Source organism: Bradyrhizobium sp. CIR48 (assembly GCF_014198315.1).
Lineage (GTDB): Bacteria > Pseudomonadota > Alphaproteobacteria > Rhizobiales > Xanthobacteraceae > Bradyrhizobium.
Genome location: NZ_JACIHG010000010.1, coordinates 58,417 through 74,181, shown reverse-complemented (window position 1 = coordinate 74,181; position 15,765 = coordinate 58,417). Strand labels below are relative to the sequence as shown.

The 15,765-nt window shown below is 64.6% G+C and carries 11 protein-coding genes; 1 reads left to right on the top strand and 10 read right to left on the bottom strand.

Annotation, left to right across the window (positions count from 1 at the left end; translation table 11 throughout):
- Positions 1-4 precede the first annotated feature (4 nt).
- Positions 5-1,105: a tricarballylate utilization 4Fe-4S protein TcuB gene (gene tcuB, locus GGD66_RS28365; protein ID WP_183259670.1), complete on the bottom strand. Its 1,101-nt coding sequence runs from the start codon at positions 1,103-1,105 to the stop codon at positions 5-7.
- Positions 1,092-2,483, bottom strand: a complete 1,392-nt coding sequence (gene tcuA, locus GGD66_RS28360; RefSeq protein ID WP_183259669.1) for an FAD-dependent tricarballylate dehydrogenase TcuA — start codon at positions 2,481-2,483, stop codon at positions 1,092-1,094. The genes tcuB and tcuA overlap by 14 nt, the downstream gene beginning before the upstream one ends.
- A 153-nt stretch (positions 2,484-2,636) precedes the next feature.
- Here tcuA and GGD66_RS28355 point away from each other — a divergent pair, with 153 nt between their 5' ends.
- Positions 2,637-3,317, top strand: a complete 681-nt coding sequence (locus GGD66_RS28355; protein ID WP_183259668.1) for a GntR family transcriptional regulator — start codon at positions 2,637-2,639, stop codon at positions 3,315-3,317.
- Between the two features lie 10 nt (positions 3,318-3,327).
- On the opposite strand, the gene GGD66_RS28350 is transcribed toward GGD66_RS28355, so the two are convergent.
- The 8 genes from GGD66_RS28350 to GGD66_RS28315 all read right to left on the bottom strand — a co-directional run bounded on the left by GGD66_RS28350 (position 3,328) and on the right by GGD66_RS28315 (position 15,725).
- On the bottom strand, positions 3,328-4,413 hold the full coding sequence (locus GGD66_RS28350; RefSeq protein WP_183259667.1) for a HupE/UreJ family protein: 1,086 nt from the start codon (positions 4,411-4,413) through the stop codon (positions 3,328-3,330).
- Positions 4,414-4,431: 18 nt separating this feature from the next.
- The gene (gene ybaK / locus GGD66_RS28345; protein WP_018317021.1) at positions 4,432-4,905 is read right to left on the bottom strand and encodes a Cys-tRNA(Pro) deacylase; all 474 of its coding nucleotides are present in this window, start codon (positions 4,903-4,905) and stop codon (positions 4,432-4,434) included.
- Positions 4,906-5,155: 250 nt separating this feature from the next.
- Positions 5,156-7,924: a formate dehydrogenase subunit alpha gene (gene fdhF / locus GGD66_RS28340; RefSeq protein ID WP_018317020.1), complete on the bottom strand. Its 2,769-nt coding sequence runs from the start codon at positions 7,922-7,924 to the stop codon at positions 5,156-5,158.
- Positions 7,921-9,627, bottom strand: a complete 1,707-nt coding sequence (locus GGD66_RS28335; RefSeq protein WP_183259666.1) for an NADH-ubiquinone oxidoreductase-F iron-sulfur binding region domain-containing protein — start codon at positions 9,625-9,627, stop codon at positions 7,921-7,923. The genes fdhF and GGD66_RS28335 overlap by 4 nt, the downstream gene beginning before the upstream one ends.
- Before the next feature lie 284 nt (positions 9,628-9,911).
- On the bottom strand, positions 9,912-10,193 hold the full coding sequence (locus tag GGD66_RS28330; RefSeq protein WP_183259665.1) for a hypothetical protein: 282 nt from the start codon (positions 10,191-10,193) through the stop codon (positions 9,912-9,914).
- 84 nt (positions 10,194-10,277) lie between these two features.
- Entirely contained in the window at positions 10,278-11,930 is a 1,653-nt protein-coding gene (locus GGD66_RS28325) for an OFA family MFS transporter (protein ID WP_028142275.1), read from the bottom strand.
- A 344-nt stretch (positions 11,931-12,274) separates the two neighbouring features.
- Positions 12,275-14,299 (bottom strand): cache domain-containing protein, encoded by a 2,025-nt coding sequence (locus GGD66_RS28320; RefSeq protein WP_092261699.1) that lies wholly within the window; start codon positions 14,297-14,299, stop codon positions 12,275-12,277.
- Positions 14,292-15,725, bottom strand: coding sequence for a sigma-54 dependent transcriptional regulator (locus GGD66_RS28315; RefSeq protein WP_183259664.1), 1,434 nt, complete (start codon positions 15,723-15,725; stop codon positions 14,292-14,294). The genes GGD66_RS28320 and GGD66_RS28315 overlap by 8 nt, the downstream gene beginning before the upstream one ends.
- Between the last annotated feature and the right edge of the window lie 40 nt (positions 15,726-15,765).

Below are 15,765 nucleotides of genomic sequence, written 5' to 3'. Positions count from 1 at the left end.
CGGGTCACCCTGCAGTCCGCCGCTCCTGCGCGTAGCGCACCAGCGCGACGAAACGGTAGATGCCGTGCACGAACTTGCCATAGGGCATGGTGACGAACAGCGCGAACACCGCGCCGAGATGCAGCGCCAGCAATGGCCCCATTGCGGCGGTCTCACGCAGGACCAGAAGCGCCATGCCGGTGAACCCGGTCAGGAACAGCATGGCGATGAAGCCGACATCCATGCCGTAGCTAAACTCGTCGAGCAGCGCCGGATCGCGTCGCATCTTGGCCGTGAACAGGCCGATCGGGCCGATGATCAGGCCGATGCCGCCGAGCGTGCCAAGCACCACCGGCAGGTCCCACCACGGATACGGCGCCTCGCGGCCGAGCAGATAGTGATACAGCGTGGCGACCGAGGTGGCGGCGAAGCACAGCAGAAAGCCGTAGAAGGTCAGGTGGTGATACAGCTTGCGCCGGTCGGTCGGCTTGTCGTCCTCGTTGTAGCAGCCGACGCCGCCGCCGTGGAGATAGCGCAGCTCGCCGGCATCGCGGATCGCCCGCAAGATCGATCCCCCATCGGCGCGACCGCCGATCGGCGGCCCGATGTCGCGCCAGAAGGCGCGCACGCTCATGATCAGTGCGAGGATCGCATAGAGAAAGACGGCGCTGAACAGCGCAGCCATGACGTTATGCGGCATCAGCTTGTAGAAGGCGCCGGGGCCGGTATGCACGCCGAACAGTACGTCGCGGTCGTTCAGGGCCGCGAAGCCGAGGATGAAAGCGGCCATGCTGAGCGCGGCGACAATGCTGATGACGAGGCCGTTCCGCGCAAATGTGCCTGAGAGCGCCCGCGGCCAAGCATAGGCTGCATAGGACTCGGCGCGCGCCACCGCCAGCGTCTTGGGAACGTTGACGTTGAACTCGTGCGGCGGCGAGAACTGGCAATCGACATAGCAGGCACCGCAGCCATGGCAGAGATTGGCGAGATAGTTGAGGTCGCCGTCGGAAAAGGCGCGGCGCATTTCCATGGCCGGAAACACCGCGCACAGCCCCTCGCAGTAGCGGCAGGAATTGCAGACCGTCATCAGGCGGTCGGCTTCGTCCAGGATCCTAGTTCCGTGCATGTTTTGCCGCTTCCCGTCCCGCGATCCGCCCGAACACGCTGCCGATGGTCATGCCCATGCCAGCTGCGTAGCCTTTGCCGAGCACGTTGCCGGCCATGATCTCGCCGGCGGCGAACATGTTGCCTGACGGCTTGCCGTCAGCCATCAGCATCCGCGCCTCCTTGGTCACGCGCGTGCCGAGATAGGTGAAGGTGATGCCGGGCCGCACCGGATAGGCGAGATAAGGCGGCGTTTCGATCTTGCGCGCCCAGTGCGTCTTGGGCGGCGTGATGCCTTCGGTGCGGCAGTCATCCAGAATCGTGTGGTCGAAGGTGCCTGATAGCACCGCGGCGTTGAATTCGGCAATCGTCTTTTCCAGCGCTGCCGGGTCGAGCTCCAGTTTACCGGCGAGCTCGGCCACGGTCTGTCCGGCGATCGGCGGAAACAGCGTCGGCATGAAGCTCGTGACCACGGTGGAGTCGAAGATGATGTAGGCGATCTGGTCGGGCTGCGCCGCGACCAACCGGCCCCAGATCGCGTAGCGCTTCGGCCAGATGTCCTCGCCCTCGTCGTAGAAGCGCTGTGCGTGCTTGTTGACGACGATGCCGAACACCACGGAGTCGTGCCGCGTGATGATCCCGCCGTCGAATTTCGGTGCGCGGGCATCGATCGCGACCGCATGGCACTGGGTGGGATCGCCGACCTCCTGCACGCCCTTGTCGAGCAACATCTTCAGGATCGAACCGCGATTATAGGGCGTGCCGCGGATCAGGAAATTGTCGGCGGCCTCACCCCAATATTGCTTGAGCCATTCGATGTTTGCCTCGAACCCGCCGGCCGCGGCGACCAGCGAGGTCGCGCGGATCTCGGTTTCGCCCCTGATCGGCCGCTTGAGGCGCGCAGCGAGGAACATGCCATCCTCGATCACGAGGTCGGTGACCTCGGCATCGTATTCGACGTCGACGCCGAGCCGCTCTGCAGTGAGATAGAGCGCATTCAGCATCGCGCGGCCGCCGCCGAGGAAGAAGGAATTGGTGCGGCCGAGGCTCAGCGTGCCGCCGAGCGAGGGCTGCCAGCGCACGCCCTGCTCCACGATCCAGTTCAGGATGTCCTTGGATTCGCGGATCATGTGGCGCGCGAGCACCTCGTCGGTCTGCCCGCCGGTGACGCGCAGCAGGTCCTCCCAGAACTCGTCCTCAGTGTAGGGACCGGTCAGGATTTCGGTTGCGGCGTCATGGGCGCAACGCATGTTGCGGGTGTGGCGGGTGTTGCCGCCGCGATAGAACTTCGGCGCGCCTTCGAGCACCAGCACCGAGGCACCACCGCGCCGCGCCGCGATCGCCGCGCACAGCGCCGCGTTGCCGCCGCCGATCACCAGCACGTCGTATTTGCTGCTCATGCCGTCCGTCCGATACGACGAAGTGGAGACATTCCATCCACGGGCGGCACCGGTCACCCGCACCGCCATTGCGTACCTTTGTATACAAAGATATACATAATCTGTGCAAGCGACATCTCTGCATGGGCAGGGTGCGCCTTGCGTCGAGGGAACATGGCGAGGCGCCCGGCAAAGACAGGCGGATCAATCGCGCGCGGCGGCGTTGCGCTCGGCGAGGCCGTGTTCCGCTCGCTCTGCGAAGCACTCCAGGCCGGCAACTACCGCGCCGGAGATCGCCTGCGCGAGGAAGAGGTCGCACAGCGGCTCAAGGTCAGCCGCACCCCGGTGCGCGAAGCGCTCGGCCGGCTCGCCGCGCGCGGCTTCGTCGAGCCCGCCGGCGGCCGCGGGCTGATCGTGCGCAATCTCGACATCTCCGAGGTTCTCGAGCTTTACGCCATGCGCGAGATCATGGAAGGCGCCGCGGCGCGCCTTGCCGCCGAGCACGCTTCGGCGCCCGAGGTCGATGCGCTCCGGGATATCGAGCAGGCTTTTGTCGAAGCTCCCGCAGCGGACGCGGCCGAGATGGCAAGACTCAATCGCAGCTTCCACGAGGCCATATGCCGGGCCGCCCGCAACCGCTATCTCGACAACGCTTCGCGGGAATTGCAGGACTGGATCGCCCTGCTCGGCCCGACCACCTTCTCCGTGTCGGGCCGCCCCTCGTCCAGCCATGGCGAGCACCAGGCCATCATCAACGCCATCGCCGCGCGCAACGGCGACAAAGCAGAGCAGCTTGCCCGCGCACACATCCGCGAGGCGCTGCGCTGCCGGCTGAAGCTGTTACAGAAGCAGTAGGCCGGCCCGATCACGCCTCGAGCACGCGCGTCAGCAGCCAATATCCACCGAGCAACCCAATCGCCGCGGACACCGAGTAGACCAGTCTCGTCGCGCGTGCCGGCTCATCCGGCCCGACCACAGTCACACGGTCCAACAGGCCAAGTATCGGCACCATCAGCGCGACGATCGCGATCTGCCCGATCTCGACGCCGATGTTGAAGGCGGCCAGCGCCGGGACGATCGCATCCGGCGGCAGGCCGATCTCGTGAAGAGCGCCGGCGAAGCCAAAGCCGTGGATCAGACCAAACAGAAGAGCCACGCGCCAGCGCTTGTCGACGTCCCGCGAGAAGAAGTTCTCGGCCGCCACGAACACGATCGAGGCCGCGATCGCCGGCTCCACGATGCGGCTCGGGATAACCAGGACATTCAGCGCCGCGAGCGACAATGTCAGGGAGTGGGCGATGGTGAAAGCGGTCACGATCTTGACGACCGGCAAGAGCCGTCGCGCCCACAAGACGATCGCGACCAGAAATGCGATGTGATCGTAACCGAGAAAGATGTGCTCGATGCCGGTGAGCAAATAGCGTTGCATGATCGAGAACGGCGATGGCGGCGCCGTCGAGAGCGTCACCGTCGTATTGTCGGCATCGAGCAAGGCCTGCGCCTCGGACCTGCCCTGCACGATCAGCACCACCTGTCGCGCGGTCTTGTCTTTCGCCGTCAGCACGGTGGAGCGATAGACGATGTCGCCGGCCGCGTCCGTGCAAGCAAAGCTGTTGCGATAGACGATACCGTCACCATCAGGCAGGATCGCGGCATCACCCGGCGAACAAGCCGTACCGCCGCCTGTCACGGCCAGGTGCCGGCCGAGATAATCGATGATTGCGGATTTGGCCGCTTCGACCGCGACCGGGTCGACCGTGTCCTGCCTTGCATCATGGATCTTCGTGCCGATCAGGCGATCGACATCGCTGCCCTTCAATCCCAGCTCGACGTTCACAATGCGACCGGCGGTGAGGGCCACGCGCGCGGTCACAAGATTGATCTGATGCGCCTCAGCCGGCGGGCAGACCACAAGCAAGATCGCGAACCACAGCAGCAGTGGCCGCCTCATGATCGCGCTCCATTGCCGTCACGCCAGCACATCCGCGACGACCGCTTTCACGACGTCCCTCACGTCGCCCGGCTTGAGCCGCACCTGCAACCCGCGCTGGCCGCCATTGAGATAGACGAGATCATGCGCGAGCGCGCTCTGCTCGATCACGGCGCGAATGGGCTTGCGCTGCCCGAATGGGCTGATGCCGCCCACCTTGTAGCCGGTGACGCGCTCGGCCTCGGGGGGCTTCATCATCTGCGCCGACTTGCCGCCCGCGGCTGCGGCGAGCTTCTTCATCGAGACCTCCTGGTCGGACGGCACGACCACACAGACCGGCTTGCCGTCCACCAGCGCCATCAGCGTCTTGAGGACACGTGCCGGGTCCTCACCGAGCGCGGCGGCCGCCTGCAGCCCGATGCTCTCGGCGTCAGGATCATAGTCGTAGGCATGGACGGTGAAGGCAACACCGGCGGCCGTGAGCGCGCGAGTGGCGGGGGTGACCTTGGACATGGGCCACGTTTAGCACCGTCATTGCGAGGAGCGAAGCGATGACGATGTAGGGGTACAATTCCCCGCCACGCTCTCCGTTGTCGTCCCCGCGTACGCGGGGACCCATAACCCCAGGGAAGAGTTTGGCTAAGGCTCGCAGTCCGGGACTGCGACCACTCGCACTCGATGGATCACGCAGTATGGGTCCCGGCGTTCGCCGGGACGACACCGGTAAATTGGCGGCACTGAGCCGCCAACTAACGCCAGAGCCCTACTCCGCCGCGTCCCGCATTTCCACGCGCTCGGCCCGGGCCGCGCAGAACTTGAACTCCGGGATCTTGCCGAACGGATCGAGCGCCGGATTGGTCAGCAGGTTCGCCGCCGCCTCCGCATAGCAGAACGGCATGAACACCATGTTCTCCGGCACGTCGCGGTCCGAGCGGACCTTGACCTCGACCGCGCCGCGGCGGGTCTCCAGACGAATGAAATCGCCCGGTGTAAGGTTCTTTTTGCGCATGTCCTTCGGCGACATGAAGGCGACCGCCTCCGGCTCGATCTGGTCGAGCACCTGGGCGCGGCGGGTCATCGAACCGGTGTGCCAGTGCTCCAGCACGCGACCGGTCGACAGCACCATCGGATACTCGGCGTCGGGGATCTCGTCCGGCGGGATGACCTTGGCCGGCACGATCTTGCCGCGGCCGCTGGCGGTCGGGAAGCCCGTGGTGAAGATGATCTCATTGCCGGGCTTGTTGGGATCGTCGACCGGATAGGTCACCGCGCCTTCGCGCACCAGCCGCTCCCAGGTGATGTTCTTCAGCGACGGCATCAGCTCTGCCATCTCGGTGAAGACGTCGCCCGGGCCGGCGTAATTCCAGGGCAGGCCCATGCGCTTGCCGATCTCCTGGATGATCCAGAGATCCTGCCGCGCATCGCCCGGAGGCTTGATCACCTGGCGGGCGAGCTGCACGCGGCGATCGGTATTGGTGAAGGAGCCGTCCTTCTCCGCGAAGGCCGAAGCCGGCAGGATGACGTCGGCATGGAATGCGGTCTCGGTGACGAAGAGATCCTGCACCACGAGATGATCGAGCATGGCGAGCGCATGGCGCGCATGCTGCAGATCCGGATCGGACATCGCGGGGTTCTCACCCTCGATATACATGCCCGTGATCTCGCCGGCGTGGATCGCATTCATGATCTCGACCACGGTCAGGCCGCGGACGGGATCAAGATCCTGCTGCCAAAGCTTTTCGAAGCTGCCGCGCAGATCGTCGCGACCAACCGGCTGATAGTCCGGCAGGAACATCGGGATCAGGCCGGCGTCGGAGGCGCCCTGCACGTTGTTCTGGCCGCGCAGCGGATGCAGGCCGGTGCCGGGACGGCCGACCTGGCCGGTGATCAGCGCCAGCGCAATCAGGCAGCGCGCATTGTCGGTGCCGTGGACATGCTGGCTGATGCCCATGCCCCAGAAGATGATCGACGATTTTGCGCGGGCATATGTCCGGGCAACCTCGCGCAAGGTTTGCGCCGGGATGCCGCAGATCGCTTCCATCTTCTCCGGCGCGAATTCCTTGATCTTCTCCTTGAGGTCCTCGAAGCCTTCGGTGTAGCCGGCGATGTACTGGTCGTCGGTCAGGCCTTCGGTGATGATCGTGTGGATCATCGCGTTCAGCATCGCGACGTCGGAGCCGGGCTTGAACTGCAGGTGTTTGGTCGCGTGGCGCGACAGCGTCTGCCGGCGCGGATCCATCACGAACAGCTTTGCGCCGTTCTGCTTGACCGCATTCTTGATGAAGGTCGCGGCGACCGGATGGTTCACGGTCGGGTTGGCGCCGATCACGATGATCACTTCGGCATCCATCGCAGCCGAGAATGGCGCCGATACCGCGCCCGAGCTTAGGCCTTCGAACAGCGCCGCCACCGACGAGGCGTGGCACAGTCGGGTGCAATGGTCGACGTTGTTGGAGCCGAAGCCGGTACGCACCAGCTTCTGGAACAGATAGGCCTCTTCGTTCGAGCCCTTGGCCGAGCCGAAGCCCGCCAGCGCCTTCACACCCTTCTCGTCGCGGATCTTGACGAGGCCCTTGGCGGCGATGTCGAGCGCTTCCTCCCAGCTCGCTTCACGGAAATGGGTGAAGGGATTGGCGGGATCGACCTGGTCGTTGGCATCCTTCTTCGCGTTCGGCAGCCGCACCAGCGGCTTGGTCAGGCGATGCGGATGGTGGATGTAGTCGAAGCCGAAACGGCCCTTCACACAGAGACGGTTGCGATTGGCGGGGCCGTCGCGGCCCTCGGCATAGATCACCTTCTCGTCCTTGACCTCGTAGGTCACCTGACAGCCGACGCCGCAGAACGGGCAGAGCGAATCCACCTTCTTGTCGGCGTAGGTGACACGGGTCTGCTTCTCGTCGAGCATCACGGCCGGCATCAACGCGCCGGTCGGGCAGGCCTGCACGCATTCGCCGCAGGCGACGCAGGTGGACTCGCCCATGGGATCGTCGAAGTCGAACACGATCTTCGAGCCATGGTTGCGATAGGCCATGCCGATGACGTCGTTGACCTGGACCTCGCGGCAGGCGCGTACGCACAAGCCGCACTGGATGCAGGCGTCGAGGTTGACGCGCATCGCCGGATGGCTGGCGTCGGTTGCCCAGCGCTCGGCGGCGGGGAAGCGGCTCTCGGTGACGCCTGTCGTCTCGGCCCAGTGCCAGAATTTCGAATCCGGATCGTGGCTGGTCTCGCGCGCCGGCTGGTCGGCGACGAGCAGCTCCATCACCATCTTCTGCGCCGACACCGCGCGCGCGGACTCCGACTTCACCTTCATGCCGACCGACGGCGTGCGCTTGCAGGACGCAGCCAGCACGCGCTCGCCCTCGATCTCGACCATGCAGGCGCGGCAATTGCCGTCGGGCCGATAATCGGGCGCGGGCGAATAGCACAGATGCGGGATCTCGCGGCCCTGGCGTTTTGCGACTTGCCAGATTGTCTCGCCGGGATTGGCTTCGACCTGCTTGCCGTCGAGCTCAAACGTAATCTTGGTCATTCGGCCGCTTCCTTGAACTCGTCAGGGAAATATTTGATCACGGTGGCCAGCGGATTCGATGCCGCCTGTCCAAGCCCGCAAATCGAGGCATCGCGCATCGCCTGGCTCAATTCTTCCAGAAGAGCGCGGTTCCAGACCGGCTTCTGCATCAGCAGCGCCGCCTTCTGGGTTCCGACACGGCACGGCGTGCACTGGCCGCAGCTTTCGTCCTCGAAGAATTTCATCAGGTTCAACGCCGCCGCGCGCACGCTGTCCTTTTGCGACAGGATCACGATCGCGGCAGAGCCGATGAAGCAGCCGTATTTTTCCAGCGTGCCGAAATCGAGCGGGATATCGTCCATCGACGCCGGCAGGATACCGCCGGATGCGCCGCCCGGCAGGTACGCATAGAACTGATGGCCATCGGCCATGCCGCCGCAGAATTCGTCGATTAGCTCGCGCACGGTGATGCCCGCGGGTGCGAGCTTCATGCCGGGATTCTTGACTCGGCCCGAGACCGAGAAGCTGCGCAGGCCATGACGCTCGTGGCGGCCATTGCCCTTCCACCAATCAGCGCCCTTCTCGACGATGTCGCGCACCCACCACAGCGTCTCGATGTTGTTGATCAGCGTCGGCAGGCCGAACAGGCCGACCTGGAACGGATAAGGCGGCTTGTGCCGGGGCAGGCCACGCTTGCCCTCGATGCTTTCGAGCAGTGAGGATTCCTCACCGCAGATATAGGCGCCGGCGCCGCGGCGCATGTGCAGCGTTGGACCGCCCGGCGGAAGCTTTGCGATCTCGCGCTCCAGAATCTCGCGCGAGGCCGGATATTCGTCGCGCAGGTAGATGTAGACATCGGAGGCCTGCACCACATGCGCGCCGATCAGCATGCCCTCGATGAAGCGATGCGGGTCGCTTTCGAGATAGACGCGGTCCTTGAACGTGCCGGGCTCGCCCTCGTCGCCGTTGATCGCCATCAGCCGCGGGCCGGGCTCGCCGAGCACGGCGCGCCATTTCCGTCCCGTCGGGAAGCCGGCGCCGCCAAGGCCACGCAGCGAAGCATCGTCGAGCGATTTCAAAAGATTGTCGGTCGACAGTTCGCCCGAGCGCAGGTGGCCCAGCAGCTTGTAGCCGCCGCCCGCGACGTAGGCCTCGTAGCCGATATAGTTGGGCAGATGCGCGTGAGTGTCGCCGACCTTCGCCGCCGCCATCACATTGGCGACGGTCGCATGATCGACGAAATTGTGCCCGACCTCGGCTGCCGGCGCAGTATCACAACGACCGACGCAGGGCGCGCGCACCACACGGATGCCAGGGCCGCTTGCGCTTTGCAGATCCTCGAGCAGCTTCTCACCGCCGAGCATCGCACAGGTCAGGGAGTCACAGACGCGGATCGTCAGCGGGGCGATATCCGGCTCGCCCTCCTTCACCACGTCGAAATGCGCGTAGAACGTCGCGGTCTCGAACACCTCGGCGAAGGCGAGCTTCATCTCGTCGGCGAGCGCGGCCAGATGCGCGGCCGAGATCTGATGATATCTGTCCTGGATCAGGTGCAGATATTCGATCAGGAGATCACGCCGCCGCGGCCTGTCGCCGAGCAGCTGCTCGATCTCGTGCGCGGCGGTGGGATCGACCTGCCGCCCCTTGGGCGTGGCCTTGGCTCGCTTGCGTCCCTCACCGGGATGCTCGAACGGGCGGACCTTGTGCACGTCGTCGTGGCTCATCGATTCGTCTCGATCTCGTCTTTTAGAACGACTCCAGTTCTAGCTCCTGGCATGCCAGATGCCAAGCAAATTATCATGCTCGCGGAAGCAGTTAAGCGCAGCCCAAGGGCAACCCAAGATCGCTGCCCGGACACGGCCTTGCGTTCGTCCAACGCGCCAATCGATAGAACGAAGCCTGAATTGGTCTGGAGATCAATAAAGGCTTCCTATGCTGCGATAGCGAAATCGTATCGAACTCCGCTCCGAGGCTGCAGGTGACCTCTCCGTGCCCCAATGCTGACGGGTCAGCTCTTGCCCATGCACTCCTCGATATAGAACCAGCGATCGTCGCCCGCGAGGCCCTTGGCCTTCACGTCCTTGCGGCACTCCCTAAGCTTTGACTTGTTGGCGCTCCACTTGGCCTTCATGTCCTTGAGCTTCTGCGCGGTCAGCTTGATCTTGCCGGGCTTGGCCTCGGTCGCGGCGGGCGGCGTTACAGCCGGTGCCGCGGCGGTTTGTGCGGATGCGGATTGCAGGACGCCGGCGACGAGCAGCACGGCGGCTGCACAAACGAGCTTACGAACCATCGAATTCCCCCAGGGAAGTTTTGAAGCAATCGAAATGAGCGGCGGGAGCGCGCATGATGCGCTCCCGCCGCGATGAACGTGCGATCAGAAGATCTTGACCGCGCTCTCCAGCGTCTTCCAGACACCCCAAGCCAGCGGCACGCCGACAAAGGCCCAGAACAGCGCCGCATTGGCATCCAGACCGCCCTTGCCGATGCCGAACGAGCCGTGCTGGACCGACGCCTCGCTCTTCGCACTGGCCGCCTGCAGGCGGGCCACCTCCTCGTGGCTCATGTTCCACTTCGGATCGACCGGCTTGATCAGGTAGTTGCAGATCAAACCGGCGATCAGCATGGCACACAGGATGTACATCGTCGTGTTGTAGAGCTGGTCACGCGGCACGCCGGCCGCGAGCTGGAACTCGCGGATGTAGTTGACCACGACCGGACCGATGATGCCGGCAGTCGACCATGCCGTCAGCAACCGGCCATGGATGGCGCCGACGAACTGGGTGCCGAACATGTCGGCAAGATAGGCCGGCACCGTCGCGAAGCCGCCGCCGTACATCGACAGGATGATGCCGAATCCGAGCACGAACAGCAGTTTCGAGCCCATCGCCGCGAAGGTGGGCGCCAGCGCGTAGAGCACGATGCCGAGGATGAAGAACGTGTAGTAGGTGTTCTTGCGCCCCATGAGGTCCGACATCGACGCCCAGAAGAACCGGCCGCCGATATTGAACAGCGACAGCAGGCCGGCGAAGCCGGCGGCGATCGCCGCGATCGATGCCTTCTGTTCGACCGAAAGCTGGCTGAACGTCAGCTCCGGATGCCCGATCAACTTGCCGGCGAAGATTTCCTGGAGCATGGGCGAGGCCATGCCGATCACACCGATGCCCGCCGAGACGTTCAAGCAGAGCACCCACCAGATCAGCCAGAATTGCGGCGTCTTGTGCGCGTTGTTGAGGTGCACATGGTGCTCGGTGATCATCGACTTCTTCTCGCTTGGCGGCGTCCAGCCATCAGGCTGCCAGCCGGGCGGCGTCACCCGATACGAAAAGGCACCGATCGTCATGAAGATGAAATAGATCACGCCCATCACGACGAAGGTCTGCCAGACGCCGACATCCGTTGCGGTCTTGAAGTAGTTGATCAGCAGATTGGCGAGCGGCGCACCGATCATCGCACCACCGCCAAAACCCATGATGGCCATGCCCGTCGCCATGCCGCGGCGATCGGGGAACCATTTGATCAGCGTCGACACCGGCGAGATATAGCCGAGGCCGAGCCCGACGCCGCCGATGACGCCGGCCCCGAGCCACATGATCCAGAGTTGATGGACGTAGACGCCGAAGGCGCCGATCAACAGGCCGCCGCCCCAGCAAAGCGCGGCAACGAAACCTGCCTTGCGCGGGCCGGCACGCTCGAGCCAGCCGCCCCAGATCGCCGCAGAGACGCCGAGCAGGACGAAGAACAGCGTGTACATCCAGCCGAGGCTTGCGACCTTCCAATCGCAGGTCGTGGTGAACAGCTCCTGCCACAGCGAGATGTCGGGGCAAGCCTTGCTCTGCGTGATGCCGATCGAACGCGACAGCGGCAGCCAGAACACCGAGAAGCCGTAGGCCATGCCGATGCAGAGATGGATGCACAGCGCGGCCGGCGGCACCAGCCAGCGATTGAACCCGGCCTTCGCGATCGTGCGTTCACGATCGAGGAAGCCGGAAGCACCAACCGGTGCAAGAACGGTATCGGCAGTTGTCATAAGCATTCCCTCCCAAGCGCGGCCTTGCCGGCACATCGGTTTGAGACCGGTCGTGTGCGTGCTTTCAGCCGCGCATGACAGGTCGGACTTCATTCATGCCGAAGTGGAATCGTCTGGTGCGCATCCGTCTTGTGCGCCGAGCAAGCAACTGATCGCGGGCGATGTCCCTTCGCCTCGCAAGCAGCGTTGCCTTGACGGCTATCGCGCCCTCATCCCCCTCAACACCCTGTCTTGAGAAGGGCAACGCGCGTGCCAGAAGTCGCATCGTGACGATTCAACGACTTCCCGCAGCGCAGCGCGCCGCTCCGGACAGAATGTCCTGACTCCAAGGACAAAATGTCCAATCAGGTCGCTTCGGGCAGCCACATCGTGAAGGTGCTCCCGGAACCGAGGTGGCTTTCGGCCGTGATCTGTCCGCCCTGGCGCTTGATCAGCGTCTGGCTGATGGAGAGGCCCAGTCCGGTGCCTTGCCGCCGTTTGGTGGTGTAGAAGGGGTCGAAAATCTTTTCGATCACGTCTGCGCTCATGCCGATGCCGGTATCAGTGACCTCGATGGCGACGCCTTGATGGCCGTCGCGCTCGGCATCGAAGGAGCGGAGCGTCAGGGTTCCGCCGTCCGGCATGGCGTGGATCGCGTTGACGATGAGATTGACCAGGACCTGCTGCAGCTCGTTCCGGTTCATCAGCACGAGCCGGCTGGCGCGATCGTCCCTGACCACGGCGATCTCGGTCTTGTTCAGAAGATGCTGCACAAGCGGCAGACAATCGGAGATGACGCTCGTCGGCGCATGGCGCTCGACATAACCGGCATATTCCTCCGGCCTTGCAAACTGCAGCAGCTTGGTCACGATCTGGCTGATGCGGTGAATCTGCTCGTCGAGCAGGCGAAACTCGACCTTCGCCTTGTCGGCATCGGCCCCGAACACGCTGCGGATGACGTCGAGATTGCCCTGCATCACCGCGATCGGATTGTTGATCTCGTGCGCAACGCCGGCGGTGATCTCGCCGATCGCGGCCAGCTTCTCGGACATGATGAGCTGCTTGGTGGTTGCCTCGAGCTTGAGATTGGCGTGCTCGAGGTCGCGGGTGCGCTCCAGCACGCGGACGTTCAGTTCCTCATTCCACTCCCGGAGCTGCCGGTCGCGTTCCTGGATCTGGTCGAGCAGGCTGTCGAGATGAACCGCGACGCGGCCGATCTCGTCACCCAACACCGGCATCTTGGTGCGGGCGGACAGGTTCCCGCGCTCCACCTCGCCGATCGTCGCCGTGACGCGCTCCAGCGGCATGAAGATGGAGGTCGCCCAGCGCAGGAAGATCGGTACGGTCGCGGCGGTGATGGCAATGAACGCAGCGATGATGATCACCAACGTCTGGTATTTGGCTTCGCTGAACGGCTTCTCCAGAAAGCCGACATAGAGCATGCCGACCCGCTTGCCATAACTGTCGACCAGCGGCTCGTAGGCGGAGATGTACCAGTCATTGACCACGAAAGCGCTGTCGAGCCAGGTGTGCCCCTCGCCCAGCACGGCCGAGCGCACCGCCGCCGACACGCGCGTGCCGAGCGCGCGCCGGCCCTCGAACAGGCGGACGTTGGTCGATATCCGCACGTCGTCCAGGAACAGCGTCGCGGTGCCCTGGCTGCCCTCCGGCAGGCTCGCCGCGCGGTAGACGAGATCGTTGATCGTGTCGATGAATTCGAGGTTCTGGTTGAGCAGCGTGCCGCCGACCAGCGCAGCGGCGCCCCCGTCAGGCAGCATCGCCCGGCTCGCCGCGTGCACGACCATGCCGCGCGTCTCCGTGCTGCGGTCGGTCGGCACCGCGTTCGGGGTTGGCACCAGGTCCAATCGCGCGCGCTCGGCCAGGGCCGGCGAAATTGCGGCGAGCTCGTCATTGCCGAAAATGTCGACGCCTGTGGCTGGGACCTGGCCCGACAGCGCCGACATGATGATCGGCCAGTCGCCTCTCGGTTGACGCTGCAGCGGGGGCGATGAGGCCAGGACGTCGCCGCGATCATTGGTCAGGTACAGGAAATCGAGACCGATCTCCTTGCGGGTCTCGTCGAGCAGGTCCCGCAGCGAGCCGCGCGCATCCGGCGCCAGCACCTCCTGGAAGCGGGCCGACAGGCCGAGCGCCCGGATCTGGACGCCGGTCTTTTCTAGGATGCGGGCGAGATATTGATGGGCGATGGTGAGATCGCCGTTCACCTTGGAAATCAGGGCCGCGTCGAATTTTGCGTTCCAGCGATAGATTGCGACGCCGAGCAGGAGCGGCAGGATGACCAGCATCGGCAGCAGAGCGATCGCGAGCAACCGGAAGCGGACGGAGCGTCCCCGCACGAGCTCACCGCTGCGGCGGGCACCATCAGACATCCCATAACGCGCATTTGCGGTCGATGGTCTTGCGCGAGATACCGAGACGCCGCGCCGCCTCCTCGCGATTGCCATTGACCTCCTTCAGCACGCCGAGGATGTGACGTCGCTCGAGCTCGGCGAGACTGTCGGCAGGCGCCGACTGGCCGTCGTTGCGGGGACCGGCGAAATCGTCGGGGAAGGCGCCGAGGATCAGCGTGCGCTCGATCAAATTGCGCAGCTCGCGCACATTGCCCGGCCAGTCATAGCTTGCGAGCGCCGCTCGCACCGAGGCGTCGATCGGCACCGGCGGCATGCCGAGCTGAGTCGACAGCTTGCTCATGAAGATGGCGGCAAGCTCCTGCACGTCGTCGCCCCGATCCTTCAGCAGCGGCAGGTGGATCTGCATCACGTTGAGCCGGTAGAACAGATCGGCTCGGAAACGGCCCTTCTCGACCTCTTTCTGAAGCTCGGCATTGGTTGCGAAGATGAAGCGCAGGTCGACCGGAACTTCCCGCTCGGAGCCGACCGGGCGGACGCGGCGGTCTTCGAGCACGCGAAGCAGCTTGCTCTGCATCGGCAGCGGCAGCTCACCGATCTCGTCGAGGAACAGCGTGCCGCCGTGGGCATACAGGAACAAGCCCTCGCGCCCCGAATCGGCACCGGTGAAGGCGCCCTTGATGTGTCCGAACAGCTCCGCCTCGATCATCTCGGGCGGGATCGCCGCGCAATTGACGGGCACGAAGGGCTTGTCGGCGCGGTCGGACAGCGAGTGGATCGAGCGCGCTGCCACTTCCTTGCCGGTGCCGGATGCGCCGGTGAGGAGAACCGAGGTCGGCAGGCGCGCGACGCGCGCGATGGTCTCACGCACGCGCAGCGTCGCTGCCGATTGTCCGATCAGATTGTCGCGCAGAAAGGTGCGGTCGGACGAGGCGCGCAGGGCGTAGCGCAGGACATAGTTCTCGCGCTGGAGGCGGACACGGTCGAGGCATCGTGCCACCGCGTTGAGGATCTGGTTGGAGCGGAACGGCTTGAGCACGAAATCGGCCGCACCGGCGCGCAGGGCCTGGATCGCGGTGTCGAGGTCGGCATAGGCGGTGATCAGGATGGCGTCGGCGAAAAAGCCGACGGCGCGCTGCTCGGCGAGCCAATCGACGCCGTTCTTGCCGGGCATGATGTTGTCGAGAATGACGACATCGTAGCGGTTGGAATCGAGCTTGCGCGAGGCCTGGTCGGTATCGGCCGCCTCGTCCGCCAGCTTGCAGCGCGGCGCAAGCGTACGCACCAGGAAATTGCGCATGCCCGGCTCGTCGTCGACGATCAGGATGGAGGCCTGTGCCAGCGCGCCGAACTCCGGCCCTGCAGCCGTCTTGCCGGGCTTGACGGCAGGCTCGCGGCCCGCCGCGGGACCTGCGGCAGCGCTTGCCCTCGATGTTGAGAAAGTCATGCCCGACGTCTTTGAGAGTCTTGGGTTTGAGGGGTCTTGG

Coding starts and splice junctions, on each gene's coding strand:
- tcuB (WP_183259670.1), bottom strand. CDS start 1,105: ATGCACGGAACTAGGATCCTGGACGAAGCCGACCGCCTGATGACGGTC.
- tcuA (WP_183259669.1), bottom strand. CDS start 2,483: ATGAGCAGCAAATACGACGTGCTGGTGATCGGCGGCGGCAACGCGGCG.
- GGD66_RS28355 (WP_183259668.1), top strand. CDS start 2,637: ATGGCGAGGCGCCCGGCAAAGACAGGCGGATCAATCGCGCGCGGCGGC.
- GGD66_RS28350 (WP_183259667.1), bottom strand. CDS start 4,413: ATGAGGCGGCCACTGCTGCTGTGGTTCGCGATCTTGCTTGTGGTCTGC.
- ybaK (WP_018317021.1), bottom strand. CDS start 4,905: ATGTCCAAGGTCACCCCCGCCACTCGCGCGCTCACGGCCGCCGGTGTT.
- fdhF (WP_018317020.1), bottom strand. CDS start 7,924: ATGACCAAGATTACGTTTGAGCTCGACGGCAAGCAGGTCGAAGCCAAT.
- GGD66_RS28335 (WP_183259666.1), bottom strand. CDS start 9,627: ATGAGCCACGACGACGTGCACAAGGTCCGCCCGTTCGAGCATCCCGGT.
- GGD66_RS28330 (WP_183259665.1), bottom strand. CDS start 10,193: ATGGTTCGTAAGCTCGTTTGTGCAGCCGCCGTGCTGCTCGTCGCCGGC.
- GGD66_RS28325 (WP_028142275.1), bottom strand. CDS start 11,930: ATGACAACTGCCGATACCGTTCTTGCACCGGTTGGTGCTTCCGGCTTC.
- GGD66_RS28320 (WP_092261699.1), bottom strand. CDS start 14,299: ATGTCTGATGGTGCCCGCCGCAGCGGTGAGCTCGTGCGGGGACGCTCC.
- GGD66_RS28315 (WP_183259664.1), bottom strand. CDS start 15,725: ATGACTTTCTCAACATCGAGGGCAAGCGCTGCCGCAGGTCCCGCGGCG.